This window comes from Frigoribacterium sp. PhB107 (assembly GCF_003751515.1).
Lineage (GTDB): Bacteria > Actinomycetota > Actinomycetes > Actinomycetales > Microbacteriaceae > Frigoribacterium.
In genome coordinates this window covers 850,477-867,911 of record NZ_RJKU01000002.1, presented here as the reverse complement: position 1 = coordinate 867,911, position 17,435 = coordinate 850,477, and the positions used below count along the sequence as shown (strand labels likewise).

13 protein-coding genes and 1 tRNA gene are annotated in these 17,435 nt (G+C 69.3%); 4 read left to right on the top strand and 10 right to left on the bottom strand.

The genetic code is table 11. From position 1 onward, the window contains the following. Nucleotides 1-44: 44 nt before the first annotated feature. The 4 genes from mfd to EDF18_RS12275 form a co-directional block, all read right to left on the bottom strand. Nucleotides 45-3,689, bottom strand: a complete 3,645-nt coding sequence (mfd, locus tag EDF18_RS12290; RefSeq protein ID WP_123548054.1) for a transcription-repair coupling factor — start codon at nucleotides 3,687-3,689, stop codon at nucleotides 45-47. A gap of 96 nt (nucleotides 3,690-3,785) precedes the next feature. Next, entirely contained in the window at nucleotides 3,786-4,373 is a 588-nt protein-coding gene (gene pth, locus EDF18_RS12285; protein WP_123548053.1) for an aminoacyl-tRNA hydrolase, read from the bottom strand. Between the two features lie 103 nt (nucleotides 4,374-4,476). After that, nucleotides 4,477-5,112, bottom strand: a complete 636-nt coding sequence (locus EDF18_RS12280) for a 50S ribosomal protein L25/general stress protein Ctc (RefSeq protein WP_123548052.1) — start codon at nucleotides 5,110-5,112, stop codon at nucleotides 4,477-4,479. 248 nt (nucleotides 5,113-5,360) lie between these two features. After that, nucleotides 5,361-5,882: a gluconokinase gene (locus tag EDF18_RS12275; RefSeq protein ID WP_233569119.1), complete on the bottom strand. Its 522-nt coding sequence runs from the start codon at nucleotides 5,880-5,882 to the stop codon at nucleotides 5,361-5,363. A gap of 220 nt (nucleotides 5,883-6,102) precedes the next feature. Between EDF18_RS12275 and gndA the strand changes: the two genes are divergently transcribed. Beyond that, on the top strand, nucleotides 6,103-7,506 hold the full coding sequence (gndA, locus tag EDF18_RS12270; protein WP_233569167.1) for an NADP-dependent phosphogluconate dehydrogenase: 1,404 nt from the start codon (nucleotides 6,103-6,105) through the stop codon (nucleotides 7,504-7,506). A 164-nt stretch (nucleotides 7,507-7,670) separates the two neighbouring features. Here gndA and EDF18_RS12265 read toward each other — a convergent pair whose 3' ends face one another. The 5 genes from EDF18_RS12265 to EDF18_RS12240 all read right to left on the bottom strand — a co-directional run bounded on the left by EDF18_RS12265 (nucleotide 7,671) and on the right by EDF18_RS12240 (nucleotide 12,282). Next, a complete protein-coding gene (locus EDF18_RS12265; RefSeq protein WP_123548050.1) occupies nucleotides 7,671-8,648 on the bottom strand; it encodes a ribose-phosphate diphosphokinase in 978 nt (325 codons plus the stop codon). 41 nt (nucleotides 8,649-8,689) lie between these two features. Beyond that, nucleotides 8,690-10,123: a bifunctional UDP-N-acetylglucosamine diphosphorylase/glucosamine-1-phosphate N-acetyltransferase GlmU gene (gene glmU / locus EDF18_RS12260; protein WP_123548049.1), complete on the bottom strand. Its 1,434-nt coding sequence runs from the start codon at nucleotides 10,121-10,123 to the stop codon at nucleotides 8,690-8,692. A gap of 128 nt (nucleotides 10,124-10,251) precedes the next feature. After that, nucleotides 10,252-10,746 (bottom strand): DUF4126 family protein, encoded by a 495-nt coding sequence (locus EDF18_RS12255; protein ID WP_123548048.1) that lies wholly within the window; start codon nucleotides 10,744-10,746, stop codon nucleotides 10,252-10,254. A 699-nt stretch (nucleotides 10,747-11,445) separates the two neighbouring features. Continuing rightward, the gene (locus tag EDF18_RS12245; RefSeq protein ID WP_123548046.1) at nucleotides 11,446-11,904 is read right to left on the bottom strand and encodes a hypothetical protein; all 459 of its coding nucleotides are present in this window, start codon (nucleotides 11,902-11,904) and stop codon (nucleotides 11,446-11,448) included. A gap of 306 nt (nucleotides 11,905-12,210) precedes the next feature. Then, a tRNA-Gln gene (locus EDF18_RS12240) sits at nucleotides 12,211-12,282 on the bottom strand. 221 nt (nucleotides 12,283-12,503) lie between these two features. On the opposite strand from EDF18_RS12240, the gene EDF18_RS12235 reads away from it, so the two are divergent. Together EDF18_RS12235 and EDF18_RS12230 are read left to right on the top strand one after the other, a co-directional pair. Further along, complete coding sequence (locus EDF18_RS12235) at nucleotides 12,504-13,079, top strand: MarR family winged helix-turn-helix transcriptional regulator (protein WP_123548045.1); 576 nt, start codon at nucleotides 12,504-12,506, stop codon at nucleotides 13,077-13,079. 131 nt (nucleotides 13,080-13,210) lie between these two features. Next, nucleotides 13,211-14,152, top strand: a complete 942-nt coding sequence (locus EDF18_RS12230) for a hypothetical protein (protein ID WP_148050096.1) — start codon at nucleotides 13,211-13,213, stop codon at nucleotides 14,150-14,152. 182 nt (nucleotides 14,153-14,334) lie between these two features. Here EDF18_RS12230 and EDF18_RS12225 read toward each other — a convergent pair whose 3' ends face one another. Beyond that, the gene (locus EDF18_RS12225) at nucleotides 14,335-16,149 is read right to left on the bottom strand and encodes an ABC-F family ATP-binding cassette domain-containing protein (RefSeq protein WP_123548043.1); all 1,815 of its coding nucleotides are present in this window, start codon (nucleotides 16,147-16,149) and stop codon (nucleotides 14,335-14,337) included. A gap of 209 nt (nucleotides 16,150-16,358) precedes the next feature. On the opposite strand from EDF18_RS12225, the gene EDF18_RS12220 reads away from it, so the two are divergent. Then, complete coding sequence (locus EDF18_RS12220) at nucleotides 16,359-17,435, top strand: DUF262 domain-containing protein (protein WP_123548042.1); 1,077 nt, start codon at nucleotides 16,359-16,361, stop codon at nucleotides 17,433-17,435.

Genomic DNA, 17,435 nt, shown 5'->3' with positions numbered 1-17,435 from the left:
CCGGGGTCGTCGTGGACGGGCGGCCGAGAGGGCCGCCCGTCGGGTCAGGCCGTGGGGGCGACGCCGTCGACGGCGGGCCGCGGCACGTCCGCGCCGTAGATCGAGGTCATCAGCTGCTCGACCCAGAGGATGAGCTCGGCGTCGACCAGCCCCTCCCCGTGCCGCACCGGCAGGGGGACGCTGACCGAGTTCGTCTGGCCGAACCACCGAGCCCCCGGGTAGAGGCGCTGCAGGCGCACCTGCATGCTGTCCGCCAGGTCGGCGCCGGCGACGCGCAGGTTGCTGCCCATGACGACGACCTCGCTGAGCCCGGCCTTCTGCGCCGCTCGCCGGAGGCGGGAGACCTCGATCAGCGCGAGCACCGAGGCCGGCGGCGTCCCGTAGCGGTCGGTGAGCTCGTCGAGCACCGAGTCGATCTGGTCGTCGCTCGAGGTCGGAGCGCTGGCCGTCGAGAGCTTCTGGTACGCCTCGAGCCGGAGGCGCTCGCTCTCGACGTACTCGTCGGGGATGTGGGCGTCGACGGGCAGCTCGAGCCGCAGCTCGGTCTGCCCCTCGGCCACGTCGCCGCGGAACGCGCCGACCGCCTCGCCGATCATCCGGAGGTAGAGGTCGAAGCCGACGCCCGCGATGTGGCCGGACTGCTCACCGCCGAGCAGATTGCCCGCCCCGCGGATCTCCAGGTCCTTCAGGGCCACCTGCATGCCGGCGCCGAGCTCGTTGTTGGCGGCGATCGTCTCCAGCCTGTCCTGCGCGGTCTCGCTCAGCGGCTTGTCCGGGTCGTAGAGGAAGTAGGCGTAGCCGCGCTCGCGGCCGCGACCGACCCGGCCGCGGAGCTGGTGCAGCTGGCTGAGGCCGTACTTGTCGGCACGGTCGATGATCAGGGTGTTCGCGTTGGCGATGTCGAGGCCCGTCTCGATGATCGTCGTCGAGACGAGCACGTCGAACTTGCGCTCCCAGAAGTCGACCATGACCTGCTCGAGGGTGGACTCGGCCATCTGGCCGTGCGCCACCGCGACCCGCGCCTCCGGCACGAGCTCGGCGATCTCGGCAGCGACCCGGTTGATGCTCGAGACGCGGTTGTGCACGTAGAAGACCTGGCCCTCGCGCAGCAGCTCTCGTCGGATCGCCGCGGCCTTCTGCCGTTCGCCCTCGGGCCCCACGAAGGTGAGGATCGGGTGCCGGTCCTCCGGAGGCGTCGCGAGGGTCGACATCTCGCGGATGCCGGTCACGGCCATCTCGAGCGACCGGGGGATGGGCGTCGCGGACATGGCGAGGATGTCGACGTTGGTCTTGAGCTTCTTCAGGGCGTCCTTGTGCTCGACGCCGAACCGCTGTTCCTCGTCGATGATCACCAGCCCCACGTCTTTGTAGGCGATGCCCTCGCTCAGGAGGCGGTGGGTGCCGATGACCATGTCGACCGTGCCGTCGCCGAGCCCCTTGATGGTCTCCTTGCTCTCCTTCGCGGACTGGAAGCGGCTGAGGCTCCGCAGGTGCACGGGGAACCCGGCGAAGCGCTCGCTGAACGTGTCGAAGTGCTGCTTGACGAGCAGCGTCGTCGGCACGAGCATCACGACCTGCTTGCCGTCCTGGATCGCCTTGAACGCGGCCCGCACGGCCACCTCGGTCTTGCCGTAGCCCACGTCGCCCGAGAGCAGGCGGTCCATCGGGATCGGCCGTTCCATGTCGGCCTTGATCTCGTCGATCGTCGTGAGCTGGTCGGGCGTCTCGGCGAACGGGAAGGCCTCCTCGAGCTCGCGCTGCCACGGGGTGTCGGGCGGGAACGCGTGCCCCTTCGACGCCATCCGCGCCGAGTACAGCTTGACGAGCTCGACCGCGATGTCGCGGACGGCCCGGCGGGCCTTGCTCTTCGCCGAGGCCCAGTCGCTGCCGCCCATCTTGCTGAGCGAGGGCGCCTCGCCGCCGACGTAGCGGCTGAGCAGGTCGAGCTGGTCGGTGGGCACGTAGAGCTTGTCGCCGGGGTAGCCGCGCTTGGAGGGCGCGTACTCGAGCACGAGGTACTCGCGGCTGTTCTTGACGGCGTTGCGGCCGCCGGAGGAGACCTCGCGACTGGTCAGCTCGAGGAACTTGCCGATGCCGTGGGTCTGGTGCACCACCACGTCGCCCGGCTTGAGCTGCAGCGGGTCGACGACGTTCTTGCGGCGGCTCGCGAGCTTCTTGACCTGGCGGGAGTCGTAGTTCGCCGACCGGCCGTAGAAGTCGCTCTCGCCGAGGACGGCGATCTTGGCGGACGGCAGCTCGAAGCCGGCCTCGACTCCCCCGGCGACGAGGTGCACGACGCCCTGCTCGAGCTCGTCGGGCAGCGCGTCGACGAGGCGCGCGGCGACGCCCTGCTCGGACAGCACGTCGCGGGCACGCTCGACGAGCCCGGTGCCCCGTGCGGTGACCACGACGCTCCAGCCGTCCTGCACGCGGCCGACGACGTGGTCGAGCGCGCCCTCGGCGTGCCCGCTGAAGCTCGGCACGGGTGCGGCCTCGACACGGACGTAGTCGCCTGCCGCCTGGACCGCCTCGTCGTCGGTGAGCACCTCGCCCGAGTCGAAGCCGCTGAACGTGAACCACGCGCGGTCGCCGGCCGCCGCGCGCAGGTCGCGGAGCGCGAGGAAGTCGCCGGCGTCGAGGTCGATCGGGGCGGCGGCCCCGGCGGTCGCGGCGTTCCACGCCGCGGACAGGAACTCGCGGTTCGTCTCGGCGAGGCTCTTGGCCCGCGACTGCACGCGCTCGGGCGAGAGCACGGCGACGGAGGCGCCCGCCGGCAGGTAGTGGGTGAGCGGGACGAGACGGTCGACCAGGGCCGGCGCCAGCGACTCCATCCCCTCTACCGGGATGCCCTCGGCGATCTTGGCGAGCATCTGGGCGAGGCCCGGGAACTCGTGCTGCATCTCGCGGGCACGCTGGCGCACGGGCGCGGTGAGCAGCATCTCGCGGCTCGGCGGCAGCTCGACCGTGCTCACGACGCCCTCGAGGCTGCGCTGGTCGGCCACCGAGAAGGTGCGGAGCTGATCGACCTCGTCGCCGAAGAAGTCGACGCGCACCGGGTGCTCGGCCGTCGGCGGGAACACGTCGAGGATGCCGCCGCGCACCGCGAACTCGCCGCGCCGGGTGACCATGTCGACGCGCGCATACGCGAGGTCGACGAGCCGCAGGGCGATCGCGGAGAGGTCGTGGCCGCGGTCGCCGACGGTCAGCACGACCGGGTCGATGTCGGCGAGGTTGTCGGAGACGGGCTGCAGGGCCGCGCGGACGCCCGCGACGACGACGAGCGGACGCACGCCGGGAGCCGCGTCGCCGGTCGAGCCCGCGGCGGCGGCCGCAGTCGCGGCCTCGGCCGACCAGGCGGCGAGGCGACGGAGCGCGTGGATGCGCTTGCCCACGGTCTCGGCGCTCGGGCTGAGGCGCTCGTGCGGCAGGGTCTCCCACGCGGGGAACTCGATGACCTCGGCGCCCGGCACGTAGCTGGCGAGGGACAGGCGGACGGCCTCGGACTCGCGACCGGTGGCGGTGACCACGAGCATGGCCTGGGGCCCGGCGCGCCTGGCGAGCAGCCCCGCGAGGAGCGGCACGCGCAGGCCGTCGACCACCGAGAAGTCAGTGCTGCGATCAGCCCGGTCGAGGGCGGAGGAGTACGTGGAGGCGCGCGACAGCGCCTTGATCAAGCCCGCGAGTATCACCCGACAAGGCTACTCGGCACAGCCGACAGTGCGCCGGTCAGCGGTGCCCTGCCCGGGTGGGGCTGAGCAGCAGGTCGCGGGCGAGCAGGGCCCGGCTCAGGCCTTCGCGGTGTGGAACTTGAGCTGCGCCGCGGTGAGGCCGTCGGCGACGATCATCTCGACCGCGTCGGCGGCGTCGCCGAGCAGCAGCGGGAGCTCCTTGCGCTCGGTCGACGAGAAGGCCTTGAGCACGTAGTCGGCGGCGGGCTGCCGGCCAGGCGGACGACCGATGCCGACGCGCACGCGCAGGAACTCGTTCGAGCCGGTGGCGGCGATGATGTCGCGCAGCCCGTTGTGGCCGCCGTGTCCGCCGCCCTGCTTGAGCTTGATGGAGTCGAAGTCGATGTCGAGCTCGTCGTGCACGACGATCAGCCGCGACACGTCGAGGTCGTAGTACTTCAGCAGCGCGGCGACGGGGCCGCCCGACAGGTTCATGAAGCTGCGGGGAGCGGCGAGGACGAAGCGGGGGCCGCCCGGCTGGGGGCGGCCCTCCGCGACGCTCGCGTTGGTGCGGTGGTTCTTGAAGCTCGTCGACAGGCGGTGCGCCAGCTCGGCGAGCACCATCTGTCCGACGTTGTGCCGGGTGCCGGCGTAGTCGGGCCCGGGGTTGCCGAGCCCGACCACGAGCCACTGCGAGTCGTCCACGGGATGGTCCTCCTCGGGAGACACGCGGGGCTGTCAGGCGGTCGGCGTCGCGGACGACGCCGTGGTGCGGTGGTGCTGGTGGTGCGGGTGCTCGGACCGGTCGTTACTCGGAGCGCTCTTCGTCCTCGATCGAGGGCACGTCGCCCTCGGCCTCGGCGGCCTCGCCCGACTCGTCGTCGACGGCGTCGGTGGTGAGGTCGAGCTGCGGGACGGAGACGCTCGTGACGAGCACCTCGGCGTCGGTGACGAGCGAGGCGCCCTCGGGGAGGACGACGTCGGAGGCGTGCACCTGCGCGCCGTCCTCGAGGCCCTCGATCGAGACGACGACCGACTGCGGGATCGCGGTGGCCGAGACCTCGAGCGTGATGGCGTTGAGCTCGACGACGTGGATCGTGCCGGGAGCGGACTCGCCCTCGATGTGCACGGGGACGTCGACCTCGACCTTCTCGCCCTGGCGGACGACGATGAGGTCGATGTGCTCGATGACCTGCTTGACCGGGTCGCGCTGGATGTCCTTGACGAGGGCGAGCTGCTGGGCGCCCTCGATGTCGAGGGTGATGAGCGCGTTCGAGCGACGCGTGATGAGCATCGTCTCGTGGCCGGGCAGCGTGACGTGCTGGGGGTCGGTGCCGTGGCCGTAGATGACCGCGGGGATCTGGTCGTTCGCGCGGATCTTGCGGGCCGCGCCCTTGCCGAAGCTGGTGCGGACGAGAGCGGACAGGGTGTTGTCGTCAGCCATGGATGTCTCCGTTTCTGCGGGCCTGGCGGCCCGGGATGTGTGGGTCGATGTCAACTCGAACGCAGATCGCGTGAGGAGGGACCTCGCAGCCGTGGGGACGATGTCACGAGACCGAGTGCCTGCCTACCGCGTCGATAACGGGTGCCGGAGCACCCCTCGCCGAAGTCGACACCCAGGCTACAGGCCACCCGGGCGTGTCGCCAACCCCGGCGCCGTCACGGGTCGTCAGCGTCCCGTGCCGACGGACGTCAGCGTCCGTCGAGACGAGCCAGCGCCTCCGCGACGATCTCGTCGGGACCCGCGGACACGTCGACGCCGAAGCCCGGCTCGTCGTCGCCGAGCGGCTCGAGGGTCGCGAACTGCGACTCCATCAGCCCGGGCGGCATGAAGTGCCCCTTGCGTGCCTTCTGCCGCTCGGCGACGAGCTCGCGCACGCCGGTGAGGTGCACGAACCGGAGGCGCGGGTCGCCGCCGCGGAGCACGTCCCGGTAGCGGCGCTTCAGTGCCGAGCAGGCGACGACCACGCCGTCCTCCCCGGCGTCGCGGATGCGCTGCGCGACGATCTCGAGCCAGGGCGCACGGTCGTCGTCGTCGAGCGCGTGGCCGGCGGCCATCTTGTCGCGGTTGGCCTGCGGGTGGAGGTCGTCGGCGTCGACGAAGGGGACGCCGGCCGTCCGCGCGAGGAGCTCGCCGACGGTGGACTTGCCGGAGCCGGACACCCCCATCACGACGACGGGCGGGATCGGGGCGGGCAGCTGGGTCTCAGGCACGGGGACCTCTCGGTGTCGGGGACGGCGGCGTCCGGACCAGCGTAGACGCGCCTCCTCGTGTCGTCCGCGCCCCGGAGGGCACCGACGGTGCCTGTCGGGGGCGCAGGACGGAGGAATAGTGTGCGGGGGTCATCGACCGCAAGGAGGCACCGTGACCGACCACGGAGAACAGTCCACCCCCACCGCCCAGGCGAACATCGGAGTCGTCGGCCTGGCCGTCATGGGATCGAACCTGGCCCGCAACCTCGCCAGCCGCGAGGGCAACACCGTCGCCGTCTACAACCGCTCCCCCGGGCGCACGGACACCCTGATGGACGAGCACGGCGACGCCGGCTTCGTCGCCTCGAAGTCGATCGAGGACTTCGCCGCGTCGCTGCAGAAGCCGCGCACCGCGATCATCATGGTCCAGGCCGGCAAGGGCACCGACGCCGTCATCGACCAGCTCGCCGACCTCTTCGAGGAGGGCGACATCATCGTCGACGGCGGCAACGCGAACTTCCAGGACACGAGGAGGCGCGAGGCAGCCCTGAAGGAGCGCGGGCTGAACTTCGTCGGCGCCGGCATCTCCGGGGGCGAGGAGGGCGCCCTCAAGGGCCCGTCGATCATGCCCGGCGGCTCGAAGGAGGCGTACGAGACCCTCGGCCCGATCCTCGCGTCGATCGCCGCTGTCGCCGAGGGCGAGCCGTGCGTCACGCACATCGGCTCCGACGGCGCGGGCCACTTCGTCAAGATGATCCACAACGGCATCGAGTACGCCGACATGCAGCTCATCGCCGAGTCGTACGACCTGCTCCGCCGCGTCGGCGGGCACGAGCCGGCCGACATCGCCGCCGTGTTCGAGGAGTGGAACAAGGGCGAGCTGGAGTCGTACCTGATCGAGATCACCGCCGAGGTGCTGCGCCAGGTCGACTCCAAGACCGGCGGACCGCTGGTCGACTCGATCGTCGACGCAGCCGGCTCGAAGGGGACCGGCGTCTGGACCGTGCAGAACAGCGTCGGCCTGGGCGTGCCCGTCGGCGGCATCGCCGAGGCCGTCTTCGCCCGGGCCGTCTCGTCGAAGCCCGACCAGCGCGCCGCGGTGCAGGCGACCCTGCAGGGCCGGCCCGAGGTGCAGGAGGCAGGCGACGGCTTCGAGGACGACGTGCAGAAGGCGCTCTACGCCTCGAAGATCGTGGCCTACGCGCAGGGCTTCGACGCGATCATCGCGGGCGCGCTCGAGTACGACTGGGACATCGACAAGGGCGCCGTGGCGAAGATCTGGCGCGGCGGCTGCATCATCCGCGCGCAGTTCCTCAACCGCATCGTCGAGGCGTACGAGAAGGACAGCACCATCGCGACGCTGCTCGAGGACGACTACTTCGCCGCCGCCGTCCGCGACGGCGAGCAGGCCTGGCGCCGCATCGTCGCCAAGGCGGCCCTGTCGGGCATCCCCGTGCCCGGGTTCGCGTCGGCGCTGTCGTACTACGACTCGCTCGCGTCGGAGCGCCTCCCCGCCGCCCTCATCCAGGGCCAGCGCGACTTCTTCGGCGCGCACACCTACGAGCGGGTCGGCGAGGACGGCGTGTTCCACACGCTGTGGTCGGGCGACCGCTCGGAGATCGAGACGGAGCCGTCGACGCACTGACGCGGTGACGTCGAGGCGCCTAGGCGTCTAGGCGTCTAGGCGTCTAGGCGTCGACAGCCAGAACGGCCGTGGTCGGGATCAACCCGGTCACGGCCGTTCTGTTCGCGCAGGCGCGATGGTGCTCGTGGGCCCCGTCGGCTGTGCCTTTCGGTTCGACGGCTCCGCTACGCTGCGCCGTCAAACATCGACGTGACGCTCCCGTTGTCGAAGACCTCGTGGATCGCACGGGCGATCAGCGGGGCGATCGGCAGGATCTCGAGCTTGTCGAATTTCTGGTGGTCGGTCAGCGGCAGGGTGTCCGTGACGACGACCGAGTCGATGAAGTCGCTGCTGAGGATCTCGGGCGCCGGGTCGCTGAAGACCGCGTGGGTGGCCGCGACGACGACGCCGACGGCGCCGGCCGCCTTGAGCGCCTCGGCGGCCTTGACGATGGTGCGGCCCGTGTCGATCAGGTCGTCGACCAGCAGGCAGACGCGGCCCTCGACCTCGCCGACGATCTCGTGCACGGTGACCTGGTTCGGCACCAGCGGGTCGCGGCGCTTGTGGATGATGGCGAGGGGCGCGTCGAGCTTCTCGCTCCAGATGTCGGCGACGCGGACGCGGCCCATGTCGGGCGAGACCACGGTCAGGGTGCTGTTGTCGAGCTTGGTGCGGAAGTGCTCGAGCAGCACCGGCATGGCGAAGAGGTGGTCGACCGGGCCGTCGAAGAAGCCCTGGATCTGCGGGGCGTGCAGGTCGACGCTCATGATGCGGTGGGCGCCCGCGGCCTTGAACAGGTCGGCGACGAGACGGGCCGAGATCGGCTCGCGGCCGCGCCCCTTCTTGTCCTGACGGGCGTACGGGTAGAACGGCGCGACGACCGTGATGCGCTTCGCCGAGGCGCGCTTGAGGGCGTCGACCATGATGAGCTGCTCCATGAGCCACTCGTTGATCGGGGCCGAGTGCGACTGGATGACGAACGCGTCGGCGCCGCGGACGCTCTCGTCGTAACGCGCGTAGAGCTCGCCGTTGGCGAAGGTGCGGGCGTCGGTCGGGATCAGCTCGGAGCCGAGCTCCGACGCGATCTGGTTCGCCAGCTCGGGGTGCGCACGCCCCGAGACCAGAACGAGTCGGTTCTCGCCGGTGATCTTGATTCCGGACACGTCACTCGCTCTCCGGCCCCGGGGGGCCAACCCGACAGGGGTCAGTCGGTCGTTCGTTCGGCGCGGGCGGCGGCCTCGGCCGCCGCGGAGCCGGGGCGGTTCGCCTCGACCCATCCGCTCGCATTGCGCTGTGGGGCGATGCTCAACGCCAGCGCGCCGGCCGGCACGTCCTTGCGGACGACCGTCCCTGCGCCTGAGTACGCTCCGTCGCCAATCCTAACGGGGGCGACGAACACGTTGTGCGACCCGGTGCGCACGTTCGACCCGACCTCGGTGCGGTGCTTGTGCACGCCGTCGTAGTTGGCCGTGATGGTGCCGGCGCCGATGTTGCTGTCGGTGCCGACCTCGGTGTCGCCGATGTAGCTGAGGTGCGGCACCTTCGAGCCCGCGCCGATCTCGGCGTTCTTGGTCTCGACGAACGTGCCGATCTTGCCGCCCTCGCCGAGCACGGTGCCGGGACGCAGGTACGAGAAGGGCCCCACGGAGGCGCGGGCCCCGATCACGGCGAGGGTCGCGTCGGTGCGCTTCACGACCGCCCCTTCGCCGACCTCGGTGTCGACGAGCGTCGTGTCGGGACCGACCACGGCACCCGCCGCGATGTAGGTAGCGCCCTTGAGCTGCGTGCCGGGCAGCAGCTCGACGTCGGCGCTGAGCGCGACGTCGCGGTCGATCCAGGTGGTCTGCGGGTCGACGATGCTGACGCCCTCGCGCTGCCAGTGCTCGACGATGCGGTCGTTCAGGCGGCGGGCCGCGGCTGCCAGCTGGACGCGGTCGTTGATGCCCTCGAGGCGCCAGGTCTCGTCGACCGCGCGCGCCGAGACGCGCTCGCCGGCCGCCGTCAGCAGCCCGACCACGTCGGTCACGTACTTCTCGTTCTGCGCGTTGGCCGAGCCGACGCGGGGCAGGTGCGTGCGCAGGGCCGCGACGGTGAAGGCGTAGGTGCCGGAGTTGATCTCGCGCAGCTGCCGCTCCTCCTCGCTGGCGTCCTTGTGCTCGACGATGCGGTCGACGTCTCCCGACGAGCGCCGGACCACGCGGCCGTAGCCGTGGGCGTCGGGGAGGACGGCCGACAGCAACGTCGCAGCCGCCGCCTCCTCGCGGTGCTGCTCGAGGAGCGCGCCCAGGGTGGCGTGGTCGAGGAACGGCACGTCGGCGCTGACGACGACGACGTCGCCCTCGAAGTCGGCGGGCAGCGCCTCGACGGCCTGCTCGACGGCGCGGCCGGTGCCGGGCACGTCGTCCTGGTCGACGATCACGGCGCCGGGCGTCGTCTCGACGATGCTCGTGACGACGAGGTCACGCTCGTGCCGCACGACGGCGACGAGGTGCTCGGGCTGCAGCGCCCCGGCGGTCTCGAGCACGTGCTGGATCAGCGGCAGGCCGGCCAGCCGGTGCAGCACTTTCGGCGTCGAGGACTTCATGCGCGTGCCCTGTCCTGCGGCGAGGACGACGACGGCGAGGCTGCGTTCGGGCATGGGGCTCCTAGGGGTGGGGGCGTGCGGCGATCATCGGCGATCCTCCCACGGGCGCCGGAGGAGGCGCGGGTCGAGCACGCGTGTCCGGTGCGGCGGGCGGGTCGGCCGGGCCCTGTGGAGGGCAGACGTCAGCTGCGGGCGGCGCGCACGACGGCGGCGGTGCCGCCGACCGCGACGGCGTCCTCGAGCAGGGCGACGACGAGGTCGGGGAGCCCGGTCTTCTCGACGAGCGCCTTGCGGCCCAGGTAGCCCGCGAAGCTGCCGACGACGGCCCCCGCGGCGCCGATCAGCGCGCCTTGCACGCCGCGGTCGGCGCGGAGGTCGGTGGTGCCCATCGCGAAGCCGACGACGGCACCGGCGGCGACGCGTCCGAAGATCGCGCCGCCCGAGATGCGGCTGGGCGTCGAGGGCAGCTTGTCCCCGACGAGCTCGCCCGCGCCGGCGGCGACGAACACGGCACGGCCGATCGACGAGCGGACCACCGCCCACTCCTGCCAGCTGCCGGTGAGGGTGCGACTGTCGCGGCTGAGGGCCAGGGCCGCGAGGGGCGTCGCCGAGCGGGAGCCGGTGAGGACGCCGAGCAGGGCGGCACGGGCGAGCGGGGAGAGCGTGGTGGTCGACATGGCCGCAGGCTATCGAGAGCCGCGGCCGCCGGTCCGGATCGGGCGCCGGACGGACGCCTCCGTCGGCTCTCAGCTCGTCAGCTCCGCCACCAGGACGGGCGGACGCGCCCCGGAGTGTCTTTGCTCGCGGAATCGTCGCCTTTCGTCACTCCAGGAGAGCGGCGGTCCGTTCCTGAAGCCGGACGGAGACCAGATGGCGCTGACACAAGTCGAGGCTGTTCGCGACACCCGTCGCTGGCTCATCACACGGTGCCCCTAGGGTGCCTGGCCCGTAGCAGCCGAGTGAACCGCGGACAGCCAGCTGCTTGGCGACATCCCGACCGGCCGCCCTGCGATCTTTCGTCCGCCTCTTGGGTGTCTTGCTGGATCCGGGGCTCGTACGGGCACGATTCTTCGGGTGCCAGAGACCCCACAACGGAGAGCGGTCATCGCTGCCCCAAGTCGAGAGCTGAGTACCGACGATGGCTTCGATCTCCTCGCGGGCTCGAAAGCCGTTCGCCCAACCGTAGGCGATCCTGATCTGCGGCCCGCCGTCCTGTCGGGACGCGATGACGTATCCCGTGGTCTGCTCGTAATGGTCGATGCCGATCGCGGCCGTGTACGCCTCCACCGTTCGCCTGTTCTCCACAGGCATGCGCAGGACACGGAAGACTTCTGCCAGCGACTCGAGCCGCTGGAACCGACCCTGCCCCTGGGGCGTCATCGGAGGCCGCCCTCGACAGCGTCCCGAGCTCGACCGAGGACTTCGGCGTAGGTCACATCTTCGATCCCGTACACGGGACGACCCGTCTGAGGATCCGATCTGAATCGCCACGACGCCACGAACCCGACCTTCCGTCCCTTTCGCGATGACCATGACAACGCGCCGGGGATCTCACGGGCATTGGCGAGACTCAGCTCGCTCACGATCTCGTCCGCGGCGACCATCCGAGGGGCGGCGACAATCCACATGTTCCAGATCTCACGCTCCTTGGGACGGAGGAGCTTCCAGAACTCGACGGCAGCGAGGAAGACGTCCTTCTCGCTGTCCTGAGAGACCTCGCCTTGCCCAGGACCCGAAGCGCCCCTCTCGCTCAGGCGTCCATCGCTCCAATCTGCGAACCATCGGTAGAAATCCGTCAACCGATCCGGTGAAACCAGCACTTTCACTTCTTCCATCAACTGTCGTCCCGTCGCTCGTCGTCCTCGCATTACTATAGATAGCTAAACGCTACCTATAACGATTTCTGCCGAGATGGCTCAGGTCGATGCCTGATCGCCGACGATGCACCAGGGACGGGCCGGCCAAGTCAGGTGGCGGCGAAGGCGCCGCCCCCGGCACACCTCACCCTGGCGTGATGAACCGGTGAGCGAGGGCCAGCGCTGCGATATCGACCCGGGCCCGAACGTGAGCGCAGGCGAAGCCAGATCGTGCCAGGAACCGGCCACTGAGCTGTCGCGCAACGGCATCGTTGAGGAAGTCGGCTCCGCCACCAGGATTCGAACCTGGACCTAACAGCTCCAAAGGCTGTCGTGCTGCCGTTACACCATGGCGGACCGCGCCCGAGGCGCAGGGTCGATTCTGTCAGACGCCACCTCGGCCGTGGCTGCCGCTCCCGCCGTTGCTGGCCCTGCCGCCGTCGCCGTCGCCCGTGGCCGCGCCTCTTCAGGTCGAGGGCGGGTCAGCGTCGTCCAGGGCGGGTCGACGCGGACCCGCCCTCGACCACGCTGACCCGCCCTCGGCCGACGGGGAGGAGGTGCGCTGCCATGATGAGCAGATGCCCGAGGCCGATCAGGACGACGAGCGCGACCAGCGCGACTCCGGCGAGCGCAAGCTCGAGCGAGGGCCGCAGGGCGGGACCGAGCCGCGCGACGAGGTCGACCGGATCGTCGCGGCCTGGTCGCACGAGCGTCCCGACCTCGACTTCGCCCCTCTGCACGTGCTCTCGCGCGTCGGCCGCCTCGCGAAGCACCTCGACCGCGCCCGACGCGATGCCTTCGTCGCCAGCGATCTCGAGCAGTGGGAGTTCGACGTCCTCTCCGCGCTCCGCCGGGCGGGCGGGCCCTACGAGCTGAGCCCGAAGGCCCTGCTGCAGCAGACGCTCGTCTCGAGCGGCGCCATGACCAACCGCATCGATCGGCTCGTCGCGCGCGGGCTCGTCGAGCGGCGCACCGACCCGAACGACGGTCGTGGCGTGCGGGCACGGCTGACCCAAGCAGGGGGCGACGCCGTCGACGTCGCGATCGAGCGCCTCCTCGCTGCCGAGCGCCGCCTCCTCGCGGACCTCGGCCCGGTCGATGAGCAGCGGCTCGGCGACCTGCTGCGCCGTCTCAGCCTGACGCTCGGCGACTGATGGGAGCTGATCGCTTGCCCACGAAGGGGCCGACCTCGTCGTTCGAGAGGCTGGCCGATTCCTGGCGACTCGAGCCGCTGCCATCGGGACGGCTTGGGGTCAATGAGGCCCTCAGAGCTCCAGTGGTGTGGATGTCGGGGCTCCTCGTCATCTTTGCAGTGGCGGGTGCATGCGTTTCCAGCATCACTACTGACAGGTTCGGGTTCATAACGGGAGCCCTGATCGCCGTCGCCGCGGGAGCTGCACTCGTTCTGACCGCCAACATGAGACGGCGGACTTTCGCGAGGACGTTCAGAGCGATGACGGCGGTTACGAAAGGAGCGTTCATCACCTTTGTCCTCACCTCCATTGCTTCGACTAGCGCACTAACCGTCATCGGCGTGGCTGCGAGCTCATGGAATCTCGACGGGCAACAAGCCAACCTTCTGGTCCTCAGCCTGAGTGTTCTGTCAGTCACGCTCACTGCCGGGTACGTGACAGCCATGCCGCCGGCTGTCTCCTTGGATTGGCGGGGTAGCCGCCTTCCACGGCTCATCGCTGTGTCAGCCGGCGTCGTTCAAGCCTCAGCCATTCTGGTCCTCGTCACCTCTTATGCGAGCGCTTCGCCCGTAGCCGCCGTCGCCGGGCTTCCCGTGGCGCTCGGCCTAGCAGGCCTCACAGCAGCGTTCGGCCTGGCCAGTCGTTCGCGGAGGCAGCGCGCAGAACTTGCCGATCTGCTGCAGGACCCACAGCGGCTGCTGGCGCGTGCGCCGACTGAGGACGGTTCGAGATCGTGGGCAGAGGTCGAGACGTCCCTGCTCGTCAGCGCCTTCTCATTCCATCCCGTATCGGTGGATGTTTTCCTCCGCGACGCACTCTTCGCGCTCCACGATGTCCTGAGCGACACCGACAGGACCTTCGTCTCGCCGGGTGCGGAACGCCACTTCGCGCGAATGCTCGAGGACTTGGACGAGTCCGAAATTCTGGCCTTGTTTGAGGACGGCTGCGCGTACATCCGTGGACGCCTCCTGCGTGCCATGCCCCGTGTCCGCGACCAGATGCTTCAACGTTCTCCGCCGAGTACTCAGGACTGAGATCACGACGGTAGGGCGAAATACGAGTCGAGCCTCACGACCAGAGCTGCATGACTGCGCGGCGCAGGGCTCTGCGCGACTGCACCGGGTTTCGAACACTGCACCGGGTCTAGACGCGGTGCAGTGTACGAAAGCCGATGCAGTGAACGCGGCGGGCCGCAGGCCGGCGACCCCGCGGCGCCCTACGCCAGCAGCTCGCTGAGCTCGAGCCAGCGCACCTCGAGCTCGGCCGTCTTGTGGTCGAGCGCGGTGAGCTTCGCCTGCAGCGCCGCGAGGCCGTCGAAGTCGGACTGGTCGAAGCCCGCGAACTGCTCGAGCAGGCCGCTGCGCTCGGTCGCCGACTTCGCGAGCTTGCGGTCGATCGACCCCAGCTCCTTCTCGGCGTTGCGCTTCTCGGCGCCCGAGAGGCCCGACGCGGCCGCCGCGGCGGCGACCGACGACTGGGCGCCCTGCACCGCGGTCGGGCGGTCGGTGGCGCCGCCCTGAGTGTCGGTGGCCTGCTTGCGCAGGGCGAGGTACTGGTCGACGCCGCCGGGCAGGTGACGGAACTGCCCGTCGAGCACCGCGTACTGCTGGTCGGTGACGCGCTCGAGCAGGTACCGGTCGTGCGAGACGACGAGCAGCGTGCCGGGCCAGCCGTCGAGCAGGTCCTCCATGGCGGCGAGCATGTCGGTGTCGAGGTCGTTCGTGGGCTCGTCGAGGATGAGGACGTTCGGCTCGTTGAGCAGGATCAGCAGGAACTGCAGGCGGCGCTTCTGCCCGCCCGACAGGTCTTTGATGGGCGTCTGCAGCTGCGCGCTGGTGAAGCCCAGGCGCTCGAGCAGCTGCCCGGGCGTCATCTCCTTGCCGGCCGTGACGTAGGAGGTGCGCTGCCGGCCGATGAGGTCGTTCACCTTCTCGTTCGCCACCTCGTGCAGGTCGGCGAGCTGCTGGTCCAGGATCGCGAACTTGACCGTCTTGCCCTGCTTGACCCGCCCCTCCGTCGGCTGCACCTCGCCCGTGACGACCTTGAGCAGCGTCGACTTGCCGGCCCCGTTGACGCCCAGCACGCCGGTGCGCTCGCCGGGGGCGATGCGCCACTCGACGCCGTGCAGCACCCGCTTGTCGCCGAACGAGACGCCGACCTCGACGAGGTCGACCACGTCCTTGCCGAGCCGGGCCGTCGCCATCTGCGACAGCTCGACGGCGTTGCGGGCGGGCGGCTCGTCGGCGATCAGCTCGTTCGCCGCGTCGATGCGGAACTTGGGCTTGGTCGAACGGGCGGGCGCACCACGACGGAGCCACGCCAGCTCTTTCCGCATCAGGTTCTGGCGCTTCGACTCAGACGCCGCGGCCGAGCGGTCGCGCTCGACGCGCTGCAGCACGTAGGCCGCGTACCCGCCCTCGAAGGGCTCGACGATGCCGTCGTGCACCTCCCACGTGTCGGTCGAGACCTCGTCGAGGAACCACCGGTCGTGGGTCACGACTACGAGCGCGCCCGACGAGGGCGACCAGCGGCGACGGAGGTGCTCGGCCAGCCAGGCCACGCCCTCGACGTCGAGGTGGTTGGTGGGCTCGTCGAGGAACAGCACGTCCCAGTCGCCGACGAGGAGGCGCGCGAGGGCCACCCGACGACGCTGGCCGCCCGAGAGGTCGCCGAGCCGCGCCTCCCACGGGATGTCGGTCGCGAGGCCCGAGATGACGTCGCGGATGCGGGCGTCGCCCGCCCACTCGTGCTCGTCGCGGTCGCCGACGATCATGCGGCCGACCGTGTCGTCGTCGGGCAGCACATCGCGCTGGTCGAGCATGCCGATCGTGAGGCCGCGGCGGGTCGTGACCCGGCCGTCGTCGGGCTCGAGGCGGCCGGCGAGCACGGACATCAGGGTCGACTTGCCGTCGCCGTTGCGGCCGACGACGCCGATGCGGGAGCCCTCGTCGATGCCGAGCGTCACCCCGTCGAGGACGACCTTGGTCGGGAATTCGAGCTTGAGGTTCTCTGCGCCTAGTAGGTGTGCCACCCGACGAGCGTAGGCGACGGCGGCTAGGACTCCGGCCGCGCGCTGTGGCGGCGACTGGCGTCCAACGCTAAAGGCTCACATCGCAACTGGCATCCATCCGGCATTGAGTCATCGAACGCGATGCCCTCTTTGACACGTTAGAAAATTTTTGTCGCAGACAGGCAGGCTTCGGCCTTTCTCCCCCTCGTTCACTCAGCTACGTTGATCGAATGGACGCCTCGCCTCAAGAAACTGTCTCGGATCCAGACCTTCAATCTGCACTTCAGGAGAGTCGCCAGCGTGTCGATACCGACTTCTTCGATCTAAGTCTCAGAGAACTCGTTCGCATGGTCGACGAGGATGAGCTGCAGGCACGGCCCGAGTATCAGAGGAAGTTTCGTTGGGCGGAAAAGACCCAATGCGAGTTGATCGAGTCACTTCTTATGGGATTGCCGATTCCCGCCATCTTTGTGGCCACTAACGCCAACGGCTCATGGGACGTCGTGGATGGGCTGCAGCGTGTTAGCACCATAGTTCGTTTCATGGGCTCCGCTAACAGCAGAGAAAAGCTCGGCATGGATGATGCTTTGACGCTTCGAGACCTGCCTCAGCTGTCCGTTTTTGAGGGAAGAAGGTTCGAAAGCCTGCCGAGACAGATTAAGTTTCTGCTTGAGAAGCGCTACGTGCGTGTGCAGGTTCTGAATGACCAGTCCGTACACGAAGTGCGCTTTGAACTGTTCAGGAGATTGAACGCCGGAGCTATTGCACTGACGCCTCAAGAGGTTCGAGGCGTTCTCTATCGGGGCGCCTTCAATACCATGCTCGAAAGCATCTCTGAGAATCAGAATTTCAAAAGCTTGGTCAAACTCAAGAAATCCGATAAAGACAACGGAACCCATGGTGAGCTAGCTCTCAAGTTCTTTGCCTACCTGGACTGGCAAGACAAGTTCTCGGGTTCGGTGACTGACTTTCTTAATGATTACATGGAGAGTCGCAAAAACGATACGGATCTAACCAGAGAGAATGACCTCTTTGACAGCGTGACGAGTGAACTCGCGAGAGTCGTGGGTGGCCCTGTAAAGCGGCCTGGCGTGGGATGGACGCCGCAAAATCAGTTTGAAGCCATCATGGTCGGCGCTGGGCGTCTTATCGAAAGCGGAACAACGGTCTTTACTCCGCAAGCAGGCTGGCTTGCCGACAAGACACTTGTGAGCAGTTCCACGAAGGGAACCAACACAACACGCGCTCTAGCTACAAGAATTGATCGGGCTGTCGAGTTGCTCTCGGGCTCGGCTCCTCTGGTCTAG